The following is a 24,155-nucleotide window of genomic DNA, read 5'->3' on the forward strand; positions in this document are numbered from 1 at the left end:
CTCACGAACTCCTGGGGCGCCCGTCGTCGGTCGGCCAATCGCCCGACGCGCGCCGGTTCATGTAGTCAGCCACCGGAAACGCGGTGGGCGGGAAATGGGCTGCTTCGCCGTTGTGCGGAACGATCACCACCGACGTGAAGGGCGCATCGGCGAGGTTCCCCGTCTCAAGGTGTTCTTTCCAGTCGAATCGAATGCCCCACCCGAAAGGATATTCCACGCACTTCTCCGGAAGGAGGACCAGGGAATCGACCTTGTCGGGATATGCCTTCTTGATGAACTCGGCACCCAATTCGAGCGCTTCGGACCTGACCAACATCTACTTCACTCCGTCACGATAGGGGATATGCCCGACAGAACTCACGTTGTGCGGGTCCGCCCCCATCTTCTCAAGGACCCCCAACGTACCGGACTGCCCATCGAGGAAAACGACTCCGCGCTCGGTGTTCACCGCGTTGAATACATGCGCCGAACCATCGTTCCGGCCGATGTACACAACGCTCCTCGAACCTTCCCCCCGGGCTTGCAGATCGCGGATAATGTCATCGTAGCTGTTGACCATGTTGTAGTGCCCCTTGGGCACCCCCTTGAGGCCGAGGGCCTCCGGGGGAACGTGATCGGGATGCTCCTTCGGTGCCGCGCCGACCCTTTCACCGTCCAGGTTCTTATTCACGGCGTCCACGTTGTGACTGCAGTTTTGGGTGTACCCGGAATGCCCGGTGTTGTTGACGTCCTTGAGCCAGGGGAACTGATCGTCGAGGAATTCCTGAGCCAGCTTCGGGTCCACGGAGTCCGCGTGAATGGCTTTCTCGGACACCTGGTCCGTGCTGCGTGCGAGGTCGCTCCAGTCCTTGGGGGCGGCTCCTGCGGCGGCCTTTTCCGCACCGGCGATTTCGTCGCCGTATTTCAGGCCGTTGGAGGCCAGACTCGCCGCGCTGGTTTCCAGCCCCTCCTTGGCGGCGACCCGCAGTCCGCCCTCGACCAGCCCCAGACCGTCGGTTCCGACCAGTTGGGGAATCAGCCTGCCGACGAATTCCGACGGATCTTTCTTGAAACTGTCGATAAGGGCCGAGGGGATCCGCTCAGGATGCGCGGCGGTCGATACCAGACCCGCGAGCGTCATATTGACGTTCTGCACGTAGGCGGCGGGATGGGTGATGTTGTACGGGTCCTCGGGATTCAGGCCCCGGACGAAGTTGACCAGATCGGCCGAGCCCTTGATCACGCCCCCGCCGACATGCAGGATCTCGGTGTTGAGCGCCGTGTACCCGTCGAGGCCGTCGGCCATGAGCCGGTTCAGCGGGGGCGGCTCGGCGGGCGCGTACCGCAGGGCCGCGGTGACCTTCTCCGCCGCGGCCCCGCCGGCCTCGTTCCGCTGACGGCGCGCCTCGGCCAGGATCTCGCGGGCCCGCGCGATGTCACTGCGCCCCGGATCCGTGAACTGCTCCAGCGGCGGCCCGGGATCCTTGTCCGCCTTGATCGCCGCGTTGTAGGCGTCGACCTTCTTGTTGTACGACTCGATCGCCTGCTCGGAGGCCTTCTTGCCCTTCTTGTACAGGTCGATCGCCTGCTGGGCCTGACCCTGCGCCCACTTGACCGTGTCCGCGTACGACTCCAGCACCTTGCCCGCGGCGTCGCACGCGTCCGCCGCATGCAGCCACTTCGGGGGGTGCATGGCGAACTTCTCGCGGAAGGTGTCGGCGGCCTCGCCCTTCCACTGCGCGGAGTCCAGCCCCCGCATGCCTCCGCCGACCTTGTCGAACGCCGTGCGGAAGTCCGTCAGATGCTTGGCGGTCGCCCGGATGCTGCTCTCGTTGCCGTGGATCAGCTCGTTGGCCTGGTCGGTCTGGCCTAGTTGCTGCTCACCCGGCGTCGCGCCCAGGTCGGAGGCGAGGCTGTCGCCCAGGTCCTCGACCCCGTCGGCCCAGTCGTGGGCTCCGACGTAGTCCAGACCGTCGCCGATGAGGTCTGTGCCCTTGTCGATGCCCTCGCCGAGGAGCTTCTTTCCGGCGTCGACACCGTCCTCGAGCTTGCCCAGCCCCGAGTTGACCAGATCACCGAACCCCATCAGCCCTCACCTCCGCCCTGCTGCCGGGCCGCGGCCTGGGCACGTTCCTCGGGCGAGGGGCCGAAGGTGGAGTCCAACGACTGCTCGTACTCGCTGTCGCTCACCCCGAACGCGCTGTGCAGGTTCTCCGGGTTGAGACCCATCGGCCCCAGCGTCCGTGAGGTCATCACGTCCCGGCCCGCGTCCTTCCAGGCCTGTTCACTGTTGGCCGTCGCCTGCTCCATGGACTTGGCACTGAAGTCCGGGTCGGCGAACGAGTTGTGCCGGGCCAGGTCGCCCCAGCTCATCTTGGTGATCTCGTCCTCGGTGGCATACGGGTTGCCCATCAGCGAGTTCGCACCGACCTTCAGCGCGCCGTCGACGTACTGGTCCGTCTCGTACAGCGTGCCCGCCGAAAGACCCACGCCCGCCGCGAAGTTGTTGCCCTCCGCGACCAGCGCGCGCACGCCCCACTCCCAGCGCTCACAGAACGACTTGAAGGCCGACACCAGTCCGTCGTGCCCCAACTCCAGCCCCGACAGCGCCAGATCCGAGAAGCCCCGGCCCGACCCCGCGAGGCTGTCGACGCCGATCTCCTTGAGCTCGTTCAGGGTCAGCGTGATGCCCTGCGCGATCTCGTCCAGCCCCGTGGCCTTGATGTCCTTGCCACCGCCGTCACTCACCACGGCTGTCCACCACTTCCGTACGCTCCCGAGTCCACCGCCGCCGCGTCCGGCACGATCCCCGCCACCGGCGGCAGCAGCACACCGTCGTCGTCGCTCCCCACGTCCAGAGCCACACCGCACGGCCCGGCCATGGCCGGGATCACCACATCGAGCAGCCGCCATCCCCGTACGACCATGAAGTCACGCCTGCCGTGCGCGGCGCCCCGCGCCGCGTCGAAGGCGGCCGCGGCCAACTCGTCGGTGAAGGCATGGATCCAGCGCACACCGCCGAAGTCCGCCGTGAGGAATCCGCGGCCACCGCCGTCGAGCGGTACGAGGGGGACCAGGACCGTGGTGTCCCGGAAGCCGTGGATCGCGTTCCTGATCCGGTCCATCCGCTGAGCGGCGGTCTCGGTCTCGGTCTCGGTCTCGGGAGCATCGTCCGGGGAACGTGCCTCCAGGACCTCGTCCACCGGGCGTGCTCGGGGCACGGTGTCGTTCGTACGGTCCGGGCCGGGCCCGCCCCGCTCGGCGGCCTGCTTCTTCAGTTGCTCCCACTCGTCCCAGGACACGTGTGGATCCCCATGCGTTTCGAAGATGACGGTTCGAAGATGACGGTCTGTCGGGACGTCGTGCGGCCGACGCGACAACGGGGTGGGCACCTCCCGTGCGTGCCCACCCCGTTGTCTCCGGCCGACCCGTCCTACTCGAAGAAGCTGGCGGCCTTCTTGTCGCCGCCGCGGTAGTCGCCGCCGGCCTGGTGGACCTTCTGCGTGATGGACAGCAGGGCCTGGTGGATGGCACTGGTGTGGCCGTCCCACTCCTTCGACTTCCGCTGGAAGGAGTCGTAGGCGTCACCGGCCCAGCCCTCGGACGCGTCGTGGACGCCCTTCTTCAGCGCCGTGAGGTCGCTCTCCAACTGCTTGGCCAGGTTGCCGAGTTCAGTGGCGAGCGCGTCCAGGGTGCCGTACTTGACGGCGAGATCCTGCATGTGCGGCGTGCCGGTCATGTTTCCTCATCTCCTTGACGATGTGAGAGGGACCTCGCGGTCCGGGGTGCGACGCTCGGGGCGGTCAGTAGAGGTTGAGCGCCGAGGTCTTCGCACCGGCGTCCACTTCGATGCTGGAGATCGTGGAGTGGAGTTCGTCCTCGAGCTTGTCCTTGTCCTGCTTGGTGAGGTGAATTCCGTTCAGGAAGTCGTCGAGCATGCGGCCGATCCCGGCCATGTGCTCGTTGATCTCGTGCTGCTTGGTCTTGAACGCGTTGGCGCCGAAGCCCGTCCAGTTCGCCTCGATCATGTCGATGCAGCCCTGGAGCTTCTGCAGGTGCTTCTTGACGTTGTCGTACCTGTCGATGACGTTCGTCTGGAGCTTTTGTACATGTGCGTCATCAAGCTTGCGGCCGTCAGCCATCTCGGCACTCCCTTTCGCGAGAGAGGTTGGTGTTCCTGGGGCGCAACACCGAGTGGTGAGGCGCTGGTTGGTCGGGTGAGCCCTGTGTACGAGCTCTCATGCGCCTCGCCGCGAACGAGCCACCGCGAAGGCTCCACCGCCGAGCACCACTACGACCGCGGCGGCGCCGAGAGCGACCCACAGTGTGGTGTTGCCGGACGAGTCGGAAGTCGATGCTGCGGCTGAAGTCTGGCCGCCTGACGTGGAGTTGGGGGCTTGGGACGAGGTTGACGCGGAGGCGGAGGGCGAGGCGGTGGTGCCGGTGGTCAGCCCGGGCGTCTTCTTGTTGCTGACGGGGTCGATGTCGGCGGCTCCGGGATCTCCCTTGCCCTTCAGGAGAACCTGCGCGGGCCGGATCGTGCCGTAACCGAGGTACCGACTCGGGGTGTCCTTCGGCCAGTCCCGTCCCGCGGTGTCGATCATGACGCGGAGGACCTGGTTGGCGGTCCACTTGGGGTGAGCGGACCAGATGAGGGCGGCGGCGCCGGAGGTGATGGCGGTGGCTTGGCTGGTGCCGTTGCGCTGGGGGCAGTAGGCCTTGAATGTCTTGTCGCACCAGGTGGGCACATCTACGCCGGGCGAGGCCAGGTCGACGTAAGCACCGCTCTCCGAGAACTTGGCCACCTCGCCGTTCTCGTTGATGGCCGAGACGCCGACCACGCCGGGATACTTGGCGGGATAGCCGATGTAGTTTTCGCCACTGTCAGCGCCATTACCCACACCGGCGATGAGAAGCTTTCCCTTACTCTGTGCGTACTGCACGGCTTCAAGCCCGCCGTCAACCGGGAAATCGCCACTGAGCGACATGCTAATAATCTTCGCATTGGAATCGGCTGCGGCCCGGATGGCCTTCACCAAAGTGTCGCCCTGCTTCTCAGCCTTCTTGCCAATTCCGGTAAGTGCAGTGCGGATCGGAATAATTTCGGCCCCCGGCGCAACACCTCTCAGGCCGCCCCCTCTGCCCGTCCCCGCGATCAGTTCGGCCATTGAAGTGCCGTGGCCCAGATAGTCATCCGTTTCATCGCCAGCGGCCTTCGTGACATCGACTCCAGGGAGCACCTGCCCCTTCAACGAACTCGTGTCCGGGTTGACGCCAGTGTCGACAACTGCGACCGAGATGCCCTTACCTGTGCTGACTTTCCACAGCCCCTGGGCGTTCATCGCGTCCAAGTACCACTGCTGCGACTGGATGTTGTCGTCGGCAGCCGCCGAAGGGGCGAGCCCAACAGACATGACGGCCAAAGCACCGAGCGTCGCGCCCACGGTGGTCACATGCCTCCGGGCACTCCTCGCCCACAGCGCGGCCCGGATGCGGCGTACGCCTGTCCCTGACTTCATGCTTCTGTACGTCCTCGGTCGTTTCGGTCAGTCGGTCGCCGACGGCGCATCGCCGCGCCGCGCGTCGTCACGTGAGCGCTTCTTGTCCTCGGCGGAGTGCTGTTGACGCCGCTCTGTCCTGCCAGTGGCACGACTCGCGGGCGCGCCGACAACGCCGTCCGCGTTACCCGGAGGCCGACGCTGGGTCTGTCCCTGCTCCGTGCCCGGCGCCGGCTTGTTCGCGCCGATCACTCCGCGCTGGCCCGGCTTTTCACCGTTCGGACGAGCACCGGATGCTCCCTCGCCGCCGACGACCGTGCCGCGTGGAACCCTGGCACCTGTCGCATTGGGGCCGGGTTGAGAAGTGGGCCTACCACCGACCACACCACCCGTTCGCGCAGCGCCCGTGGCTCCAGGGCCGGTCCGAGGCGAAGGCTGACCGGCCACGCCGCCCACGCGCCCACCCGGCGCACCGCCTGTGCGTGAACCGGTCGTACCCGCGCTTCTGGGCACACCGCCGGTGACACCTCGTCCCATGGGCGATCTGCCCGTCGCAGATGCAGGCCCACGGGCGCCCTGTTGGCCAACCGCGGATGCACGGCCCACCGGTCCCGCGGCGCCACGTGCTGTGCGGCCTCCAGCAGTGGTTCCCTCAGAGGTGGAAACCCGCCCTTGAGCCGATCCAGGGGTCCTGCCGCCAAGTCCGGCAGCGCGCCCGACCGGTCCCCCGAAGGCGGGAGGTACCGCACCTGTCCCCATGGGAGGCAGCATTCCCGCCGAAGGACCACTGGGCCCTGTCACGGACGGCGTGGGAGTCACTGGCGTCGGCTTCACGGTTTCCGGTGGCAGCGTGCCGACGCTGTTGATCTCAGTACCGACAGTGGGCCGATGCACGTCGAGATTCGTGTTCGCGGGATGATGCTCAGTTGGCAGCTTGTCTCCGGAGACGTCGCTCGGCACACTGACGTGGCCGTCTCCACTCTCACGGACAACTGCTCGGTGGACTGATCCTGAGTTGGAGTTGTCTGTGGAACCCGAGCCACCCGGACCCGGGCTATCGACCGGCCCCTGCACCCCCACATCGGGCATCGCCCGATACGGCTCCGGCGCCGCCTTCTCCAACTTCGCCAGCTCCGACCCCGACACCGAGTAGAACGACGCCAGCCGGTTCATCTGGTTGATCGCCTCTTGGCGGTCCTTCTCGACCTGGACCGCCTCGGTGTACTGCTTGTTGCCCTCGAACTGCTGGAGTACCGGGAGCTGTCCCGGCTTCTTCTGGTCGAGGACGGGACGCGTGTCCCGCGGCGGCAAGGAGCTGCGCACGGAAGCGAGCCCCGTCGCCGCGGCCGTGACCTGCACCCCGGCGCCGTCGGCGTACGTCGCCAGGCTCTCGGTGTGCGTGGCGAGGCCTTCGCCCCACTTCTGGAACGCCGTACCGGCGTCGCCCTGCCAGTCCTCACCCGCGTGCTTGAGATGACCCCTGAGCTCCACGGCGGCTTCGTTGATCGCCTTGCTCGCCTTCGCCAACGCCTCGCCGGCATGTTCCAGGTCGGCGGGGTTCGACTGATGCACCAGGTCGATCATGGGGTTGAGTCTGTGGTCCTCGAAGTCCGTGACCCTGCCGTTCGTCAGGAGTCGGACACGCTTCGCTCCGAACGCGTCGTGCATCACCTCCGACACCCCGGCAAGTGCGTCGACCTGGCCGACCTGAAGGTCGACCCGCTGCTGGTCGGTGAGTTCCTTAGGCGCCTTGTCGTCCCCGCTCACTACTGGAGTCCCTTCGTGGACTTCTTGGCGTCACTCAGCTTCCGCTCGCCCTCGCCGGACTTCTTCTCCTGGGCTTCGGTGTACAAGCGGTCCGTCTCGACCTGGATCTCCCAGAACCGGCGTCGCTGATCGTCGTCGAGGCTGTCGAAGCCGTTCTGCGCGCCCTGTGTCGCGATGCCCATGGCCTCGATCTGCAGCCCCAGCGTCTTGGACAGCTGTGTGATGTGCTCGTGGACCGACTGGTACTGGGCGAACAGTGCGTCCGCCTCATGGAAGTCGAGGCCGTGCCCGCTGAGGGATGCCCTCGAGACACGCTGCGCACCCAACTTGGAAGCGCTGCCCGCCGAGTCCTCGAACTCGGACAGCAGTTTGTCGATGCGCTGCTTGAACGTCGCCAGCACGTCGGCGCCGACCTTGAGGTCGGCAGCCGTCTCCGGCGATGGCCCGCCTGTCATGTCCGCAGGAAGCATGATGCCTTCCCTCCCCGTTTTTCGTCGCTCGCCCCTGAGCGACTGCACTCCTTGAGCGTTCCTCTCCGCAACGCAATCACTCTAGTCGCTTCCTGTGACAGTCCCAACTGCCTTATGCGACAGCTGTGCTACCACCCGGCGAAGCTTCACCGCTCCTTCACCGCGCGCTCTCGCGTCCATCTGGGCCGCTGCCGCCTCCTGACGCTATGTGACCCACGGGCCAACGCGCCTGAGTACGCCTACTCAATCGCCGTAGCCGCACACACGCGTGTGAGAGACATGGCGTGCCGAGGGGTGACGCGGACCCGTCGTTGCTGCGTGGCCATTGCGAACGACGTCGTCCGGTGCCGTCAACTCGGGCCGTCGGCCTGCTCCTTCCCGAGTCACCGCTCCTTGACATCGCCGCGTCCCTTGTCAGGACGTCACTCCAGCCCCGCGATCCTCCGCGCCCGCCTGCGCGCGTCCCGCGTCGCCACCGCCGTACCGCCGAGTCCCGCCACCAGCACGGCCGCGCCCAGGGCGACGTAGGTCGCGAGGCGGGCGTCGTGTTCGTCGGGGGTCTCGCCGAGTTGGAGCTTCGCGGGGGACGGGGCCTGGGCCTTGGTGAGGCCGTCCTGGGGGGCGGGGGACTCGATCGGGTGGTCGTCCTCCGTGAGCGCGCGGACCGGGTCGACGACGCCCCAGCCGACGAGGCGGTCGTGGCCGGCGATGGTGCGCTCGGCGGTCTGCTCGATCTGGGCGACGACCTCGCGGGCGGTCCAGTCCGGGTGCTTCGCCTTGATCAACGCGGCGACGCCGGCGACGTAGGGCGCCGAGAAACTCGTACCGTTGTCGGAGCAGTGACCGCCCTTGGGGACGGTGGAGATCATGTCGACGCCGGGTGCCGCGACGCCGACGAAGTCGCCGGACTGGGAGAAGGACGCGCGTTCGTTGTTGCGGTCGGAGGCCGCGACGGCGAGGACGCCCGGGAAGGACGCCGGGTACGTCTTCTTGACGTTGCCGCCCTGGCCGCCGTTGCCCGCCGACGCCACCACCACGATCTTCTTCGACAGGGCCGAGTCGATCGCCGACTCCAGGGAGGGATCGGGCTTCACCGCGTTCGACGTGTCCTGCGAGATGTTGATGACGTCGGCCTTGGCCTGGATCGCGTAGGTGACCGCCGCGGCGAGCGTCTGCGCCGTGCCGTGGCCGTCCGCGTCGTTCTGCTCGATCGGGATGATGGTCGCCTCGGGGGCCAGGCCCACGAAACCGGTGCCGCTGATCGGGCGGGCGGCGATGATGCCGGCGACCTTGGTGCCGTGTCCCACGGTGTCGGTCGTGCCGTTCTCGCTGCCCCGCGCGATCTTGTCGCCGTTGCTGTCCTTGAGGTTCCTGGGCATGAGGTTACGGCCGCTCTTCACGTCCACCGCATGGGTGAGCTGGGGGTTCTTCACGTCCACGCCGGTGTCGATCACCGCCACCCGTACGCCCTTGCCCTTGGACTGGCTCCACAGCTCGTCGAGAAGGACGCGTTGCAGGGCCCAAGGGCGGCCCGGATACACCTTGTTGGGGAACGTGCACTGGTCCGAGAAGCTGTCCTCCGCCGCCGCGGGAGGCGCGAGCACCACGGTGGACACGGCCAGCGTCGCGGCTACGGCGGCCATCGCCGCCGTGGCACGGAGGGAACGGGGGGAAGTCGTGTACGGCATGCCCAACTCTCCCTACGAGCCCTGCGGTTGACGTGCCGCCGCCGTCGACAGGCGGGGGCCCGTGGGCAGGAACTCGGACCAGGAGGCGGGGATCGGCGCCGGGTCGACGTCGGCGTAGCCGAGGCGGATCTGGGCCTGCTCGGCCTCCTGCTGCTCCTGCTGGCGTTCCTTGGCCGTCGTACCGATGCCCGCGTCGTTCGTGGCGCTGTCGGCGTTGGACTGAAGGACGTACCGCAGCCCCGTGTCGGTGACCAGGAAGACGGGACCGGCCTTGGTCTCCTCGCCCTGGAACTGGCGGAAGAGCTGCCCGGAGCCGGGAGTGACGTAGGCGCTGGTGGAGTCGGTGGGGAGCGGGGCGGGGAAGTCGGTGCCCGCCCAGGTCGTCAGGGTGGTGGCGCCGTTGTCGCCGACCTTCTCCAGGACGTTGCAGATCGTGCTGCGGCTGCCGGACGCGTCCGAGGCCTCGTTGACGGCCGTGGGTTCGTTGGTGGGCCAGCGGTTCTCGGCGCCGAAGGTCCCCTCCGGGGTGATCTCGCCCGCACTCACCCCGGTGGCGTGACCGGCCTGGCCGAGCGGGGCCAGATCCTTGCTGGACAGCAGGAGTTGGGCGACGAACGCGGAGACCTGCGCGACCTTGTTGGGAAGCACTACGTAGTAGTGCTCACCGCTGGCGTCGGACGCCTTGAGCACCATGCCCACCTTGTTGGTCGACGCGTCCAGCTCGCCCGGGGCGCCGGCGGCCGTACCGGGTGTGGCGCCGATGCTCGGGAAGGCGATCGGGTCGCCCTGGTGCAGGGTGGCCAGCCACTCCTGGGAGACACGCTCGGGCACGCGGCCGGTGCCGACGACGGCGCGCAGCAGCAACTCGTCGCTCCTGTCCACGCGGTACGCCGTGCCGCTCGCGTCCACCACGTAGCGGTTCTTGTCCGGGTCGACGACGTAGAGCAGTTCTCCGCCCCGCAGCCGCTGCTTGCCCTCGGTCTTCTTCATGTCGCGCTTGGCGAGGACCAGCGCGGCCTTCTGGATGGAACCGCCGCCCGCGCTCGGGCGCTCGCAGACCGCCCAGCGCTTGTCGGCGCCCGCCTCGCTCGCCGAGGGGAGACGGTCGGGGGCGTACGGGATGCCGACGGTGACACCGTGCGGGATCTTGCCGCCGTCGAGGACCGACTCGTCGACGGTGACGACCTCGCCCTGGCCGGGGTTGAGGAGCAGCTTCGCGGACGCCATGTTGAGGACGGGGTGCAGCTGGACCGTCTTGCCGGTCTTCAGGACGACGTAGCGGGTGGTCGACTTGCTGGCGATGATCACCTTCGACTTGGGGGTGTCCCAGCCCTGGGGCGCCGTCGGTTTGAACATGCCCCAGGCGCCGAAGACCGCCATGACGACCACGCCCACGATGACGCCGGGCACCACTCCGCGCAGCGGTCGCGGTGCCCCCTCCTCCGAACCGTCCGGGGAGGACTGCACGAAGGACGCCAGCATGCGGCGCTTCGCGAAGGTGTAGGCGTTGAGCTGGTCCCGCCGAGATGCCATCTGTGTCTGTCTCTCCCCGTGTTCCGCCTGGGCAGCGCTCGGGGGTTCACCGTCCCCCGCCCATCGATGTCAGACCGGGCACCTACTATGCCTGGTATCCGCGGGGACGTGGGGAGCGGGTAGGGTACCTGGACCTTCAGGGGCCCTATGTGGTGCTGAAACAGCAGTGAGTTGTGAGTAAAACGGGGGGATGGAGTGATGGCTTCCGGAACGCGGACGCGGTCTCGTGACCGGTCGCGGACGAGGGGCTCCGGGACGCCCGGGCCGGGGTCCGCGCAGCCGCCGTCCGCGGCGGCCACACCGCCCCAGGGAGCGGGCGGACTCCATCTCAGGACGCGCCGCGGACAGGGCGGGGCATTCCGGTTGCAACGGCTCGTCCTGCTGGAGATCGCGGCGGCCGTCCTTCTCGTCGGCTGGGCGATCGCGCCCATGGCGCTGGTGCCGGCGGGCGTCGTCGCCGTGGCGCTCGTGCTGCTCGCCTTCGTCCGGCGGCGCGGCCGCTCCCTGCCCGAATGGCTGGGCACCGCGCGGGCGTTGCGGGCACGTCAGAAGAGCGCCGCGAACACGGAGACCCCGCCGGGCACGGAGCCCGGTCTCGCTCCGGCCGTCGAGTGCGACCCGACCCTGCGGACGTATGCGTACGGCGGCCGGGACCGGCGTCCGATCGGGCTGATCGGGGACGGCACCTTCGTGACCGCCGTCGTGCAGGTCGAAGCCGACGTCACCGCGCTGCGGGCCGACCGGAACCGGCATCCGCTGCCGCTCTCGCTGGTGCGGGACGCGCTCGAAGTGGACGGCATCCGGCTGGAGTCGGCGCAGCTCGTGCTGCACACCCAGCCCGCACCCGCGCTGCACCTGCCCCAGCACTCCGTGGCCGTCACCAACTACGCGCCGCTGCAGGAGCAGACCGGCGCCCCGGCGGTGCGCATCACCTGGATCGCGCTGAAGCTCGACCCCGAGCAGTGCCTGGAGGCCGTGGCCGCCCGGGGCGGCGGGCTCACCGGTGCGCAGAAGTGCGTCGTGCGCGTCGCCGACCATCTCGCGAGCCGCCTCACCGGCGCCGGATTCCGCACGACGATCCTGAACGAGGAGGAGCTGACGGCGGCCCTCGCCACCTCCGCCTGCGCGAACCCCCTGGTGACGGCGGAGGCCGGCCGGACCGAGACGCGGGAGCGCCGGACCGAGGAGTCCAGCCGGAGCTGGCGCTGCGACAACCGCAGACATACGACGTACTGGATCCGCCGCTGGCCCCAACTGGGCGGTCGCGGCCCGTCGTTGCCGCAGCTGATCGCTCTGCTCACGGCCACCCCGGCGCTCGCCACCACGTTCAGCCTCACGCTCGCGCGCGGGGAGCGCCAGGAGGTGTCGATGTGCGGGCACCTGCGAGTGACGGGCCGCAGCGACGACGAACTGGTCGCGGCGCGGCGCGCGTTGGAGGGCGCGGCACGGCACACGGGCCTGGCACTGGCCCGGCTCGACCGCGAGCAGCTCCCGGGTGTGCTCGCCACGCTGCCCCTCGGAGGTGCCCGATGACCGCGCTGACGGTGCTGCGCAGCGGCTTCGGCCTGATCGGTCCGCGGCACGGACGGCATGTGCTCTCCCCCGAGCAGGTGGACGCGCTGGCGCTGCCCATCGGGGACGACGGCGTCGTGATCGGCGTCGACACCGAGGGACAGCCCGCGGTGCTCGGCCTCAACCGGCCCACTCCGTACGACGTCGTCCTCATCGGCGGTCTGTGGACCGCACAGGTCATCGCCCTCAGAGCGGCGGCGACCGGTGCGCGCGTCGCCGTGGAGACCGGCCGGCCGCAGGCCTGGATGCAGATGGTCCACGCCATGGGCGGCGGACAGAACGGCCTGGCGGTGTACGACGTGGGCCGCGTCCAGCCACAGGGCGCCTCGGCGGGCACACCCGTGCTCGTGGTGCGGGACTGCGGCATGCGTCCGCCGCGCGGGCGCGTCGTGTCCGGTCCCTGGCAGTCCGTGCTGACCCTCCTGCCGTACCTCAGCCCCGTCGCCCCTCGGCTCATACGGCAGGCGCGGCTCGTCGGTGTGCAGCGGATCTCGCCGGACGAGGCGACGGAGCTGGGCCGTGCCATGGCGCTCCCCCGGGCCGACGTCGACTCCCTGCCCACGCTCCCCGACGGCGTCACGATCTGGTGCGGCGACCGCGACCAGCAGTATGTGATGACACAGCCCACGGACGCCGAGATCGGATTGTTGGGTACACCGCGCCGGATGGACTGAACCGGCGGACCACTGACCGACATTGACCGACTAGAACACTTTCGCCCCTTCTCTCGTAGGGGATGTGTGCCACTACCACCCGTTTTGCGCGAGTAGTCGGTGGTCACGTGTGCCGGTTCAGGGCGTCGTGTGGCGCGTTGGACGGGCGCGGAGAGGTGGGCGGGCCTGCCGTGAGGTTGCTTGTGGTGATTAGGCTGGGACCGGGCGCCGCGTTTGGGCCCGCGGCCGGGCCGACATCGCTTCGGGGGACGGGCCGGGCGGATCCGATCGATTCGGGCCGCCGACCGACCGTTCCCGACGCTGTCGACGGACCGGGCCCGTACGACACGAGCGGTCGCCCCAGCACGACATGAGGGTGCTCGACCACACCAGGAGGAATTGTGAGCAGCGATCGGGACGGGATCCGCGGGGGCTGGGCCACGCCCGGCGATGACCAGCCCGACGACGAGTCCGCCATCGAGATGACGGGCGAGTTCACGATCGACTACGCGCCGCCGGCCTGGTACACGCAGAACTCGTCCGGCGCGTCGGGCGCGTCCGCGCAGGCCTCGCCGCCGCCGACTCCGGCGAGCGGCACGGCGATGCCGCCTCCGCCGTCGGCGCCCCCGGTCGGCCCCCCGTTCCCGGTGCCCGCACCGCCGGACAACTCCGGCTTCCAGGCCGGCTGGGCACCTGCGGCCGCGGCTCCGCCGCCTGCGGTCCCCGCCGAGGAGGACCCTGAGAACGGCGACCTCGAAAGTGGCGCGACCATGCGGATCTCTTCCGCTGCGTTGAAGCGGGAGATCGCGGAGCAGGGTGCGGGGGCGGAGGTCGCGTCGGCGCAGGGCGACACGGAGACCCCGGCGGCTCCGGCTGAGGCTCCGGCTGAGGCTCCGGCTGAGGCTCCGGCCGAGGTTTCCGCGGGTGACGAGGGCTCCGTCGAAGGCACGGAAGCGGCCGAAGGTTCGGTTGCCGACGACGCTGAATCGGGTCCCGAGGAGCCGGAGTTCGAGGGCGAGGTGCCGGAGAACGGTGCCTCCGAGGGCGCCGACGCCGCCGAGGTGAGCAGCACGCAGGACGAGGACGGCACGGTCACCGAAACGGACACCGGGGACTCCACGGAATCCGCGGAATCCACGAACTCCGCCGACGACGAGAGCACCGACGACGCCTCCGCGTCCACGGCAGCCCCCGACACCGACCCCGCCGCCGACTCGACCGACGCCCCGGTGGATGAGCCGGCCGATGAGCTGGCCACCGACCCGGAGCACGAGCCGGACAGGGCCGACACCACCGCGCCTACGCCCACTCCCGAGGCCGACTCCCCCCAGTCCGCCGACCCGGCCACGGACGCCACCGGTGACGTGCAAGGTGACGTACAGGCTGATGTCCAGGAAGCCCCGCCCGCCTGGACTCCCCCGCCGGCCCCGCAGAGTGGCGTCCCACCGCTGCCGCCCTCCTACCAGCCCGCCGCCCCGGCCCCGGCCGACCAGTGGCCGGCACAGCCCCACCCCCAGGTCCAGCCCCAAGTGGAGCCACAGCCCGCGCCGTTGGACGCCGCGGCACCTCCGCCGCCCGTACCGCAGCAGCCCGTCGCGCCCCCGGCGCAGCCGCCGTCGCCGCCCCAGCAGCAACCCCAGTTCCACCCGCAGGCACCGCAACCCGCCCCGGCCGCCTGGAACGCACCGCCTGCCCCGAACCAGCAGAGCGGCTACGGCTTCCCGCCGCCACCGGCACAGCAGGCCCAGCCCGCCCCCAATACGCCGGACCAGCAGGGCAGTTACGGCTTCCCCCCGGCACCCGCACAACAAGGCCAGCCCACTCCCGCCGCGCCGAACCAGCAAGGCGGCGGCTACGGCTTCCCGCTCCCGCCCGCGCAGCAGGCCCAGCCCACCACCGCACCCCCGAACCAACAGGGCGGCTACGGCTTCCCGCAGTCACCTGCGCACCAGGCCCCGCCCACCCCCGCCGCACCCAACGAGCAAGGCGGCGGCTACGGCTTCCCGCCGCCACCCGCGCCGGTGCAGCAAACCCCGCCCGGCCCCAACGCGCCGAACCAGCAGGGCAGTTACGGCTTCCCCCCGGCACCCGCACAACAGGACCCGCCCGCCCCCGCCGCACCGCCCAACCAGCAAAGCGGCGGCTACGGCTTTCCACAGCCGCCTGCGCAACAGGGTCCGCCCGCCCCCAACACACCGAACCAGCAAGGCAGTTACGCCTTCCCCCCGGCACCCGCACAACAAGGCCAGCCCACCCCCGCCGCACCGCCGAACCAGCAAGACGGCGGCTACGGCTACCCCCGGGTATCCGGTCTCGAAGCAGGCCACGCGGGCAATCCGCCCCTGCCCCCGCAAGACGGCCCCGTCGACGCGCCGTTCGCGCAGCCCGGTGGCCCCCAAGGCAACCCCGTCCCGCCGCCGCAGGCACCCCAGCCGCAGCCGCAGGCGCAGGCGCAACCGCATGCCCAACCCCCGGTCGACCCCCGCACCGGTGCCGCCTGGCCGCAGCCCATGCGGCACGACCAGCGGCAGCCGACCAACCCCGCTGCCGCGCCGCTGGGTTACACCGCTGCCGTGGAGCTGTCGTCGGACCGGCTGCTCAGCAACAAGAAGCAGAAGGCGAAGAGCGGCCGGCCCGGTGCCGCGCCCTCGCGGTTCAAGCTCGGCGGCAAGAAGGAAGAGGCCGAGCGGCAGCGGAAGTTGGAGCTGATCCGTACGCCGGTGCTGTCGTGCTACCGGATCGCGGTGATCAGCCTCAAGGGCGGTGTCGGCAAGACCACGACCACCACCGCACTCGGCTCCACCCTCGCCACCGAGCGCCAGGACAAGATCCTCGCGATCGACGCCAACCCGGACGCCGGCACGCTCGGCCGCCGGGTTCGGCGGGAGACCGGCGCCACCATCCGCGACCTCGTCCAGGCGATCCCGTACCTCAACTCCTATATGGACATCCGGCGGTTCACGTCCCAGGCGTCGTCCGGGCTGGAGATCATCGCCAACGACGTCGACCCGGCCGTGTCGACCACGTTCAACGACGAGGACTACCGGCGCGCGATCGACGTGCTGGGCAAGCAGTACCCGGTCATCCTCACCGACTCGGGTACCGGTCTGCTCTACAGCGCGATGCGCGGTGTGCTCGACCTCGCCGACCAGCTCATCATCATCTCGACGCCGTCCGTGGACGGTGCGAGCAGCGCGAGTACGACGCTGGACTGGCTGTCGGCGCACGGGTACGCCGACCTGGTCTCACGCTCGCTCACCGTCATCTCGGGGGTCCGCGAGACCGGTAAGACGATCAAGGTGGAGGACATCGTCAGCCACTTCGAGACGCGCTGCCGGGGTGTCGTGGTCGTGCCGTTCGACGAGCATCTCGCCGCCGGCGCGGAGGTCGACCTCGACATGATGCGGCCGAAGGTACGCGAGTCGTACTTCAACCTCGCCGCCCTGGTCGCCGAGGACTTCGTCCGCCACCAGCAGATGCACGGCCTGTGGACGAGCGACGGCAACCCGCCCCCGGTCCTGGCCCCGCCGATGCCGGGCCAGCAGGGATACCCCGGGTACCCGGGACAACAAGGCCAGCCGGGGCAACAGGGGCAGCCCGGCTATCCGGCCCAGCAGCCGTACCCGGGCCAGCAGTCTCCCGGTCAGCCGGGTCCCTACCCCCAGCAGCAGCCACAGCACCAACCGCAGCCGCAACCACCGCACCCCGGCCAGCAGTTGTACGGCCAGCAGCCCTACCCCCAGCAGGGCCAGCCCCCGGCGCAGCAGCCCGCCCCGCCGTATCCCCAGCACCCGGGTCAGCAGCCTCCGCCGCCGTACCCGCAGCACCCGGGCTACGCCCAGCCGGACGGCGAGCAGACTCCGCCCCCGCCCCCTCCGCCCGCACCCCCGCAGCAGTAGGCGCACGCGAAGGGCGGCCGGTACCCACAGGTACCGGCCGCCCTTCGGCGTCGTAGAAACACGAACGGGATCGAGACCGGTTACCCGGCGTCGCCCGCGTCCGTCGAGATCAGTTCCCGGCAGCGCTTCACGTCCTGCGCGATCTGCTCCAGCAGGCCCTCCAGCGAGTCGAACTTCGCCTGGCCGCGCACGAAGGCGAGGAAGTCGACGGCGACATGCAGGCCGTACAGGTCGAGGCCGACGCGGTCGATCGCGTACGCCTCCACCGTGCGCTCGGTGCCGTCGAACTGCGGGTTCGTGCCGACGGAGATCGCGGCCGGCATGGCCTCTCCCTGGACGTGGAGGTAACCGGCGTAGACGCCGTCCGCCGGGATCGCCGTGTGGGGCAGGGTCTCGACGTTGGCCGTCGGGAAGCCCATCTCGCGACCGCGCTGGGCACCGCGCACCACGACACCCTCCACCCGGTGGGGACGGCCGAGAATCTCGCGGGCGCCCTCGACGTCGCCCTCGGCGACCAGGCGCCTGGTCAGTGTGGAGGAGAAGGGCTCGCCACCGCCCGCCGCACCGCTCACGTAAAGATCCACCACCTCTACCTCGAAGTCGTATGTCTTGCCCTGCTCGATCAGGAAGGCCACATTGCCCGCGGCCTTGTGGCCGAAGCGGAAGTTGGGGCCCTCGACGACCGCCTTCGCGTGCAGCTTGTCCACCAGGACCTTGACCACGAAGTCGGCCGGGGACAGCTTCGAGAACTCTTTCGTGAACGGCAGGATCAGCGCCGCGTCGACCCCCAGCTCGGCCATCAGTTCGGCACGACGGTGGTGCGGGGCGAGCAGCGGCGGGTGGCTGCCGGGGCGCACGACCTCGCTGGGGTGCGGGTCGAAGGTGACGACGACCGAGGGAACGCCCAGCTCACGGGCGCGCTCCACGGCATGCCGGATGATCAGCTGGTGCCCGCGGTGGACCCCGTCGTAAGAACCGATGGTGACGACGCTGCGCCCCCAGTCCTCAGGGATGTCCTCCAAGCCACGCCAGCGCTGCACTGTGACCGCTCCTCATCGAACCCGTGTCCGTATGTAGACCTGTGTCGTTGACCTCTTACGCAGGTCTAAGGGTGCCATGCCGGGGGCCTGTGGCCCGCATCGGCATAGAGGCTGTGACCGGGCGCACGTACAAAGGCCGCTATGCCGGAACCCCCACCCCGGCCAGGTTCTCGATCATGCGCCGCGTGCTGGGTCCGACCACCGCGGCCCAGTCCTCCGGGGTGTCGGCCAGCCAGCGGGCCATCAGGGCCGCGAAGCCGGGCACGTGGCGGCCCAGGTCGACGAGCCCGCGGTCGAAACGGGTCGCGCCCGCGGGGGTGCGGACGAGCAGCCGGCCGGTGCGGTGGACGAGGTCGCGGATCTCGTCGTCGTCGCGGCGGCCGGCCGTGTGCAGGAGTGCGTCCAGTACGGCGGGGTCGTGCTCGTGCGTGAGCTGGAACTCCAGGAGTTCGCGGCGCAGGGGGCGCGAGGCGGGGGTGCCGGGGGCGGCGAGCACGGCCGCGAGGGCGGTCCGCACCGACGCGGGACCGCCGTCGAGGAGGCCGGTGACCAGGGGGAACAGAAGGGCGCGGGCGGTGGGGCCGTGGTCGAGGCACCGGTCGACGTAGACGCCGAGGTGGGCGGCCGTCTCCGGCCACCGTACGGCCGTCTCGCGCACCAGGGCGGCGGCCCGGCGGGCGAGGGCCGGGGTCGCGACGTCGGCGAGCGTGCGGACCGCCTCGCTCGCGTGCGGTCCGTGCAGCCGGGCGCGGAAGGCCTCCAGGACCGGTTCGGGGTGCGTGGTCAGGGCAGCCGCCAGCGCGCTGGGCGGGAACTGCGGGTCGCCGGACGCGAAGTGCCGTAGCGCCTGCGGGAGATGGCGGGCGCGGGTGTGCGGATCGCGGACGAGGAGGGCGAGCGCGCCGCCGTGCAGGGTGGAGTCGGCGGGGCGGGCGAGGAGGAACTGGGCCGCGTAGCGCAGGAGTTCGCGGTCGGCCTCGGTCCGTACGTGCGGGGCGGCCCGCAGTCCGTACGCCACCGCAGCCACCCGGCGCGCCGGCCGCTCGTCGTGCGCCCACCGGTCCACGGCCCGGCACACGGCCGAGGGTTCCTCCTCGGCCAGTACGGCGAGGAGTTCGTCGGCCCGCCCATGCGCACAGCCGACGAGCACCTCCGTCAGATCGTCCAGCGCCCGCCGCCGATGCGTGTGCAGCAACGCCTGCGCGGCCGTCGCCACGGTCGCCTCCGGCGTCGCGGGCAACGGCCGCTCGTCGTCGAACCACCGGGTCAGCAACGGCTGTACGGCGGTGGGGTCGGCGGCGAGCAACTCGGCGGCGGTGTCCAGGAATCGGGCCGGCGCGGTGCCCTGCGGGGCGCCGTCGACGAGCACGAGCCGCCGCAGCAACGCGAGCCGCTCGCCCTGCGGCAGACGCAGCGCGGTCCAGAACTCCGGCGCGAACTCCTTCGGCACGCCCGCCTGTTGCTGCCTCCGCGCCACCAACTGGTCGGCCAGCAACCGCAACGCCCCGCTGTACGGCGTGGCATCGGGCACCCGCAGCAACACCCCGGCGAGCAGCCGCGCGGCCCACCAGGAGTCCGGGTCGGCGTCCAGGGCTCCCGCCAACTCCTCCAGCCGTACGGCCAGTTGAAGGGTGCCGTGTTGCCGGGCGAGGAGCAGGAGGGCCTGTACGACGGGGCCGATGCGGTGGTGCGGAACGGGGAGGGGATGCCCGGTCCGCGGGGTACGGGACCGGTGCACCAGGGCGCGCAGAGCTTCGTCGAGGTCCAGGTGCGTGCCCTGGATCCAGTCCGCCAACTCCTCGTGGGCGAACCGGTATCCGGTCCCGGCCGGCACGAGCAGGCCCTCGGTGAGGACGGCGGACGCCCACCCGGTGCCGCCGCCGAGCCGCGCCGGTGCGGGTCCCCACGGGAACACCACCTCGAACGACTCCCGGTCCAACTCCCCCTGCCCCGGCCCGAGACTGCGCCGCGCCGCCTCGTGCACCTGCCCGGACACCTTCGCCGCGAGTCGCCGTACGGCGGTGCCGCGCAGCCCGTTCTCGGCGGCTAGCCGGACCGCGATCCGGAGGCACATGAGGTCCAGGTAGGCCGCGAACACGTCGTCCCGGTCGAGCCGGGCGCCCGGGGATGCGGGCAGCGCGGCGAGCACCTCGGAGAGAAGCCGGAGGGTGAGGGGGTGACGGGCGTCGGCTCCGGTGAGGACGCCCTCCGGGAGTCCATAGGCGGCGCGGGCCCGGCGTGCTTCGTCCGGCCGCAGGTCACCAAGGTGAACGCAAGCCGGAAGCACCGCCCTGGGGGCTGCGCCCCCAGACCCCCCATCGGCCTGAACGGCCTCGTCCTCGAACGCCGGACGAGCTGAAGAACACGGACCGGCGTCATCAGGCGCGGGCGCCCCGGAATGAGCCGGACCGGCCGCGTCAGACACGGACGCCTCGAAGAAAAGCGGACCCGCACGGTCAGCCCCAGGCGCCCCGGAGTAAGCCGGACCTGCACGGTCAGCCGCAGACGCCCCGGAGCGATCCGGACCTGCATGGTCAGCCGCAGGCACCCCAGAGCGATCCGGACCGTCCTCGCCGACCGCAGGCCCGCCGGAAGAAGACCCGCCGTACAGCAGCTCCCCCGGAAAACCCGCCCCCGCTCCTTCCCAGTACTCCGCCCGACACCCCACCACCAACCGCGCCCCACTCTCCCGCAGCCACTCCCCCGTCCCCCGGGTCCACTCGTCCAGCCGGTGCGCCAGCACGGGCGGCATCTCCTCGGGCCCGTCGAGCAGCAGCAGCAACGGCCGCCCGGCGTCACGGGCGACCCGCGCCAGCCGCTCGGGCCCGACATCGCCGAGGTCACCGGAGTCCCCCGGCAGCGAGACGGACGCCGCGACGATCCGTGCCGCCCGCTCCACAGTCCTGCGCACCGCGTCCGCCACGGAAGCGTCCCCGTCCCGCAGATCGGCCCCGCGCAGCCACAGCGTGGGAGCCGGTTCGGCACCCCCGTTGCGCCGTGCGGCGAGCGCCGCGAGTTCCGTCGTACGGCCGCTGCCCGGGGCCCCGACGAGCCCGAGCACGGCGGCCGGGCCCGCGGCGAACTCGGTGAACTCCCTTATCACCGAGGGGCGTTCGACGGGCTCCATGACGCAGGAGCCCTCGGCGTCCCGACCTGGGCCTACGAACCCCGCGAGCGCCCCCGGCGGCCCGTCCGACCCCACCGAAGTCGCCGTCAGTTCCAGGACGCCCGCCAGGTTGAGGTCGGCGCCGTAGGCGGGCACGGTCGCCGCGTTGCGCGCGAGGAGGTCGCCCAGCCGCCCATTGATGTCATCCAACGACCGCTCCCCGCCCGGCACTTGCCGCAACGGCACCGCGAACCCGGTGTCCCGTTGCCCGGACTGCAACGCCGTGCCGAGGACGCCGATCACCGCGCCGGTCACCGCGTCGAGGACCGGCCCCCCGGCCGCTCCCCCACCCAGTCGCAGCGCGTCCCGCCCCGCCGTGCCGATCGCCAACTCCAGGGCGTCGTCGAGGAGATGGAAGCGGTCGGTGGCGGTGTAGGTCACGGAGGTCGCGCCCAGGAGGCGGGCCTCGCGCCAGCGGTCCGCGGCGACGCGTACGTAGGTGCCGGTCTCGACGCGGTCCCGGACGGTGACGGGGAGCGGGTCGACACCGAGGCCCTCGGTGCGGACGAGGGCGAGGTCGAGGGCGGGCAGCGGGGTCACCGCGTCGGCGGTCACCAGGCAGGTGCGGTCGCCGGCGGCGTGCAGGACCAGGCGGGGCAGTCCGTCGACCGCTTCGTGGCTGGTGATCACCGTGCCGTGGTGGTCGGCGACGAATCCGGTGCCGCGTGGGCGTCCGGCGAGGTCGCGGATGCGTACCAAGGACTCGTCCAGGTCGCGGACGCGCGCCGGGGCCGTGTCGTCGAGGTCGTCGACGGCGGGCGCGGCGCCCCGCGTCGATCGCTCCGCCCGTGCGTCTTCCCGCGTCCGACGGCCGCCGCCCGTCCGCGGGCCACGTCCCGCCATGGTCGAACCTCCCCGCCGTACCCATGCCCTGTGTTCGACGGTAGGCGTGGCGTGATCAGCGGGACAGATCGCGTGGTGAACGCGCCCCCTTCCGCTCCCTCGGTTCACTCCGAGCGCCTGCCCGGACGGGTGAATAGACGTGGTGGGTTGGATACACCCTAGGGGTGGGGGAACCGAGGGGGGACCGTGGAGCGGCGGGAACGTAGACCCCGTGACCGCCGCTCCACGGGCGGGACTTGAGGACCGGCCAGGTCCTCGGTCCCGCCCCCGGGGTGTCTCTCAGGCGAAGACGGCGAGGCTCTTGGCCTTGCCCTTCTGTTCCTCCACGAGTGCCAGGAAGCGGCCCTCGGGATCGAAGACGCCGACCGCGCCGGCGCCCGTGTACTCCTCGGGGATGTCCAGGCGGACTCCGTTGAGCAGCAGCTTGGCCCGCCTCTCGTCCACCGACCAGCGCGGGAACGCGGCCTCGGCGGCTTCGGCGATCGGCATCACGGTCAGCTCCTCCTGGAGCTGGTCCAGGGTCTTCGCCGCGTCCAGCTTGTACGGGCCGACGCGGGTGCGGCGCAGGGCGGTCAGATGGCCGCCCACGCCGAGGTCCTCGCCCAGGTCGCGGGCCAGGGCCCGGATGTAGGTGCCGGACGAGCAGACCACCGAGACCACCAGGTCCAGGACGGGGGTGCCGTCCTCGGCGACGGCGTCCCGGACGTCGTAGACCGCGAAGGAGGAGATGGTGACGGGGCGGGCGGGGATCTCGAAGTCCTCGCCATCACGGGCCCGTTTGTACGAGCGCACGCCGTCGATCTTGATGGCACTGACCTTGGACGGGACCTGCATGATCTGGCCGCTGAGCTTGGCGATCCCGGCGTCGACGGCGTCCCGGGTGACCTTCGAGGCGTCTGTCGACCCCGTGATCTCGCCCTCTGCGTCGTCGGTCAGGGTGCTCTGGCCCAGGCGGATCGTGCCCAGGTACTCCTTCTCCGTGAGGGCGAGATGCCCCAGGAGCTTTGTCGCCTTCTCGACTCCCAGGACGAGTACGCCCGTTGCCATCGGGTCGAGGGTGCCTGCGTGCCCGACGCGGCGGGTGCGGGCGATGCCGCGCATCTTGGCGACCACGTCGTGCGAGGTGAAGCCCGACGGCTTGTCCACGATGACAAGGCCGTCGGGCGTCCGGGTTTTCTCGGTCATTCGGCGGTGTCGTCCTCGTCGTCGTCCTCGTCGTCCGGCTTCTTGTACGGGTCCGCGTCACCCGCGTACGCGGCGCCCGCCGAGACCTCGCGTACCTTCTCGTCGGACTGCCGGGCCTTGTCGAGGAGGTCCTCGATGGTCTTGGCGGTGTCCGGGAGGGCGTCCGCGACGAAGGTGAGGGTCGGCGTGAACTTCACGCCCGCCGCGGCGCCCACCGCGGAACGGAGCACGCCCTTGGCGCTCTCCAGTCCGGCGGCCGCCTCGGCCCGCGCCTCGTCGTCCCCGTACACCGTGTAGAAGACGGTCGCCTCCCGCAGGTCACCCGTCACCCGGGTGTCCGTGATGGTGACGTGCGTGCCGAGCCGCGGATCCTTGATCCCGCGCTGCAGCTTCTTGGCCACCACCTCTCGGATGAGGTCCGCCAGCCTCTTGGCACGCGCGTTGTCGGCCACTGGTCCGTCTCCTTAGTAACTACGTCTTGCTGCAACTACGTCTTGCCGCTTGCTTCGCTCTTCGTCCGGCTTCAGTCTTCGTCGCTGTGGAGTCTGCGTCGAACGGAGAGCAGTTCCACCTCGGGCCGCGCGGCGACGAGTCGCTCGCAGCGGTCCAGTACGTCGGTGAGGTGTCCCGTGTCCCCGGAGACCACCGCGAGCCCGATCTCGGCCCTGCGATGGAGGTCCTGACTGCCCGTCTCGGCCGCGCTCACCGCGTACTTGCGCTGGAGTTCGGCCACGATCGGACGGACGAGAGAGCGTTTCTCCTTCAGCGAGTGGACGTCGCCGAGGAGCAGGTCGAAGGACAGAGTCCCCACATACATGTGTGTCCGGATGTCCCGCCGGTTCGGGGTATGGGCGCCGGTCTC

19 protein-coding genes are annotated in these 24,155 nt (G+C 70.5%); 3 read left to right on the forward strand and 16 right to left on the reverse strand.

Annotated elements, in window-relative coordinates; all coding sequences use genetic code 11:
- Position 1: 1 nt before the first annotated feature.
- The 11 genes from OG714_RS15380 to eccB all read right to left on the reverse strand — a co-directional run bounded on the left by OG714_RS15380 (position 2) and on the right by eccB (position 10,935).
- The gene (locus OG714_RS15380) at positions 2 to 316 is read right to left on the reverse strand and encodes a serine protease (RefSeq protein ID WP_406121423.1); all 315 of its coding nucleotides are present in this window, start codon (positions 314 to 316) and stop codon (positions 2 to 4) included.
- Positions 317 to 2,065, reverse strand: a complete 1,749-nt coding sequence (locus OG714_RS15385; RefSeq protein WP_406121425.1) for a putative T7SS-secreted protein — start codon at positions 2,063 to 2,065, stop codon at positions 317 to 319.
- On the reverse strand, positions 2,065 to 2,727 hold the full coding sequence (locus tag OG714_RS15390; RefSeq protein ID WP_406121426.1) for a hypothetical protein: 663 nt from the start codon (positions 2,725 to 2,727) through the stop codon (positions 2,065 to 2,067). The genes OG714_RS15385 and OG714_RS15390 overlap by 1 nt, the downstream gene beginning before the upstream one ends.
- Positions 2,724 to 3,281 carry a hypothetical protein gene (locus tag OG714_RS15395; protein ID WP_406121427.1) on the reverse strand — a complete coding sequence of 186 codons (558 nt, stop codon included), beginning with the start codon at positions 3,279 to 3,281 and terminating at the stop codon, positions 2,724 to 2,726. The genes OG714_RS15390 and OG714_RS15395 overlap by 4 nt, the downstream gene beginning before the upstream one ends.
- A gap of 131 nt (positions 3,282 to 3,412) precedes the next feature.
- Positions 3,413 to 3,718 carry a WXG100 family type VII secretion target gene (locus OG714_RS15400; RefSeq protein WP_406121429.1) on the reverse strand — a complete coding sequence of 102 codons (306 nt, stop codon included), beginning with the start codon at positions 3,716 to 3,718 and terminating at the stop codon, positions 3,413 to 3,415.
- A 64-nt stretch (positions 3,719 to 3,782) separates the two neighbouring features.
- The gene (locus OG714_RS15405) at positions 3,783 to 4,121 is read right to left on the reverse strand and encodes a WXG100 family type VII secretion target (protein WP_266773112.1); all 339 of its coding nucleotides are present in this window, start codon (positions 4,119 to 4,121) and stop codon (positions 3,783 to 3,785) included.
- Positions 4,122 to 4,217: 96 nt separating this feature from the next.
- Entirely contained in the window at positions 4,218 to 5,432 is a 1,215-nt protein-coding gene (locus OG714_RS15410; RefSeq protein WP_406121430.1) for a S8 family serine peptidase, read from the reverse strand.
- Positions 5,433 to 5,525: 93 nt separating this feature from the next.
- The gene (locus OG714_RS15415) at positions 5,526 to 7,061 is read right to left on the reverse strand and encodes a hypothetical protein (protein ID WP_406121432.1); all 1,536 of its coding nucleotides are present in this window, start codon (positions 7,059 to 7,061) and stop codon (positions 5,526 to 5,528) included.
- A 182-nt stretch (positions 7,062 to 7,243) separates the two neighbouring features.
- Complete coding sequence (locus OG714_RS15420; RefSeq protein WP_406121434.1) at positions 7,244 to 7,714, reverse strand: hypothetical protein; 471 nt, start codon at positions 7,712 to 7,714, stop codon at positions 7,244 to 7,246.
- 422 nt (positions 7,715 to 8,136) lie between these two features.
- Positions 8,137 to 9,402 (reverse strand): type VII secretion-associated serine protease mycosin, encoded by a 1,266-nt coding sequence (gene mycP / locus OG714_RS15425; RefSeq protein ID WP_406121436.1) that lies wholly within the window; start codon positions 9,400 to 9,402, stop codon positions 8,137 to 8,139.
- Positions 9,403 to 9,414: 12 nt separating this feature from the next.
- Positions 9,415 to 10,935 (reverse strand): type VII secretion protein EccB, encoded by a 1,521-nt coding sequence (gene eccB / locus OG714_RS15430; protein WP_406121438.1) that lies wholly within the window; start codon positions 10,933 to 10,935, stop codon positions 9,415 to 9,417.
- Positions 10,936 to 11,133: 198 nt separating this feature from the next.
- Here eccB and eccE point away from each other — a divergent pair, with 198 nt between their 5' ends.
- The 3 genes from eccE (at position 11,134) to OG714_RS15445 (ending at position 17,059) form a co-directional block, all read left to right on the forward strand.
- Positions 11,134 to 12,468 (forward strand): type VII secretion protein EccE, encoded by a 1,335-nt coding sequence (eccE, locus tag OG714_RS15435; RefSeq protein WP_406121440.1) that lies wholly within the window; start codon positions 11,134 to 11,136, stop codon positions 12,466 to 12,468.
- Positions 12,465 to 13,181 (forward strand): hypothetical protein, encoded by a 717-nt coding sequence (locus tag OG714_RS15440; RefSeq protein ID WP_406121442.1) that lies wholly within the window; start codon positions 12,465 to 12,467, stop codon positions 13,179 to 13,181. The genes eccE and OG714_RS15440 overlap by 4 nt, the downstream gene beginning before the upstream one ends.
- 380 nt (positions 13,182 to 13,561) lie before the next feature.
- Entirely contained in the window at positions 13,562 to 17,059 is a 3,498-nt protein-coding gene (locus OG714_RS15445) for an SCO5717 family growth-regulating ATPase (RefSeq protein ID WP_406121443.1), read from the forward strand.
- A gap of 80 nt (positions 17,060 to 17,139) precedes the next feature.
- On the opposite strand, the gene OG714_RS15450 is transcribed toward OG714_RS15445, so the two are convergent.
- From OG714_RS15450 to OG714_RS15470, 5 genes are all read right to left on the reverse strand, one after another.
- Positions 17,140 to 18,099 carry a bifunctional riboflavin kinase/FAD synthetase gene (locus OG714_RS15450; protein ID WP_406121445.1) on the reverse strand — a complete coding sequence of 320 codons (960 nt, stop codon included), beginning with the start codon at positions 18,097 to 18,099 and terminating at the stop codon, positions 17,140 to 17,142.
- 139 nt (positions 18,100 to 18,238) lie between these two features.
- Complete coding sequence (locus OG714_RS15455) at positions 18,239 to 22,108, reverse strand: trypsin-like peptidase domain-containing protein (protein ID WP_406121447.1); 3,870 nt, start codon at positions 22,106 to 22,108, stop codon at positions 18,239 to 18,241.
- Positions 22,109 to 22,387: 279 nt separating this feature from the next.
- Complete coding sequence (gene truB, locus OG714_RS15460; protein ID WP_406121448.1) at positions 22,388 to 23,293, reverse strand: tRNA pseudouridine(55) synthase TruB; 906 nt, start codon at positions 23,291 to 23,293, stop codon at positions 22,388 to 22,390.
- Positions 23,290 to 23,745, reverse strand: a complete 456-nt coding sequence (gene rbfA, locus OG714_RS15465; protein ID WP_019064766.1) for a 30S ribosome-binding factor RbfA — start codon at positions 23,743 to 23,745, stop codon at positions 23,290 to 23,292. Before rbfA ends, truB begins: the two co-directional genes overlap by 4 nt.
- Positions 23,746 to 23,816: 71 nt before the next feature.
- Positions 23,817 to 24,110: a DUF503 domain-containing protein gene (locus tag OG714_RS15470; RefSeq protein WP_019064765.1), complete on the reverse strand. Its 294-nt coding sequence runs from the start codon at positions 24,108 to 24,110 to the stop codon at positions 23,817 to 23,819.
- Between the last annotated feature and the right edge of the window lie 45 nt (positions 24,111 to 24,155).

This window comes from Streptomyces sp. NBC_00989 (genome assembly GCF_045162655.1).
GTDB lineage: Bacteria > Actinomycetota > Actinomycetes > Streptomycetales > Streptomycetaceae > Streptomyces.

Excerpts from the sequence above, each read along its gene's own strand:
- OG714_RS15380 (WP_406121423.1), bottom strand. The coding sequence starts at position 316 with ATGTTGGTCAGGTCCGAAGCGCTCGAATTGGGTGCCGAGTTCATCAAG.
- OG714_RS15385 (WP_406121425.1), bottom strand. The coding sequence starts at position 2,065 with ATGGGGTTCGGTGATCTGGTCAACTCGGGGCTGGGCAAGCTCGAGGAC.
- OG714_RS15400 (WP_406121429.1), bottom strand. The coding sequence starts at position 3,718 with ATGACCGGCACGCCGCACATGCAGGATCTCGCCGTCAAGTACGGCACC.
- OG714_RS15405 (WP_266773112.1), bottom strand. The coding sequence starts at position 4,121 with ATGGCTGACGGCCGCAAGCTTGATGACGCACATGTACAAAAGCTCCAG.
- OG714_RS15415 (WP_406121432.1), bottom strand. The coding sequence starts at position 7,061 with ATGATCGACCTGGTGCATCAGTCGAACCCCGCCGACCTGGAACATGCC.
- OG714_RS15420 (WP_406121434.1), bottom strand. The coding sequence starts at position 7,714 with ATGCTTCCTGCGGACATGACAGGCGGGCCATCGCCGGAGACGGCTGCC.
- mycP (WP_406121436.1), bottom strand. The coding sequence starts at position 9,402 with ATGCCGTACACGACTTCCCCCCGTTCCCTCCGTGCCACGGCGGCGATG.
- eccB (WP_406121438.1), bottom strand. The coding sequence starts at position 10,935 with ATGGCATCTCGGCGGGACCAGCTCAACGCCTACACCTTCGCGAAGCGC.
- eccE (WP_406121440.1), top strand. The coding sequence starts at position 11,134 with ATGGCTTCCGGAACGCGGACGCGGTCTCGTGACCGGTCGCGGACGAGG.
- OG714_RS15440 (WP_406121442.1), top strand. The coding sequence starts at position 12,465 with ATGACCGCGCTGACGGTGCTGCGCAGCGGCTTCGGCCTGATCGGTCCG.
- OG714_RS15455 (WP_406121447.1), bottom strand. The coding sequence starts at position 22,108 with ATGGCGGGACGTGGCCCGCGGACGGGCGGCGGCCGTCGGACGCGGGAA.
- truB (WP_406121448.1), bottom strand. The coding sequence starts at position 23,293 with ATGACCGAGAAAACCCGGACGCCCGACGGCCTTGTCATCGTGGACAAG.
- OG714_RS15470 (WP_019064765.1), bottom strand. The coding sequence starts at position 24,110 with ATGTATGTGGGGACTCTGTCCTTCGACCTGCTCCTCGGCGACGTCCAC.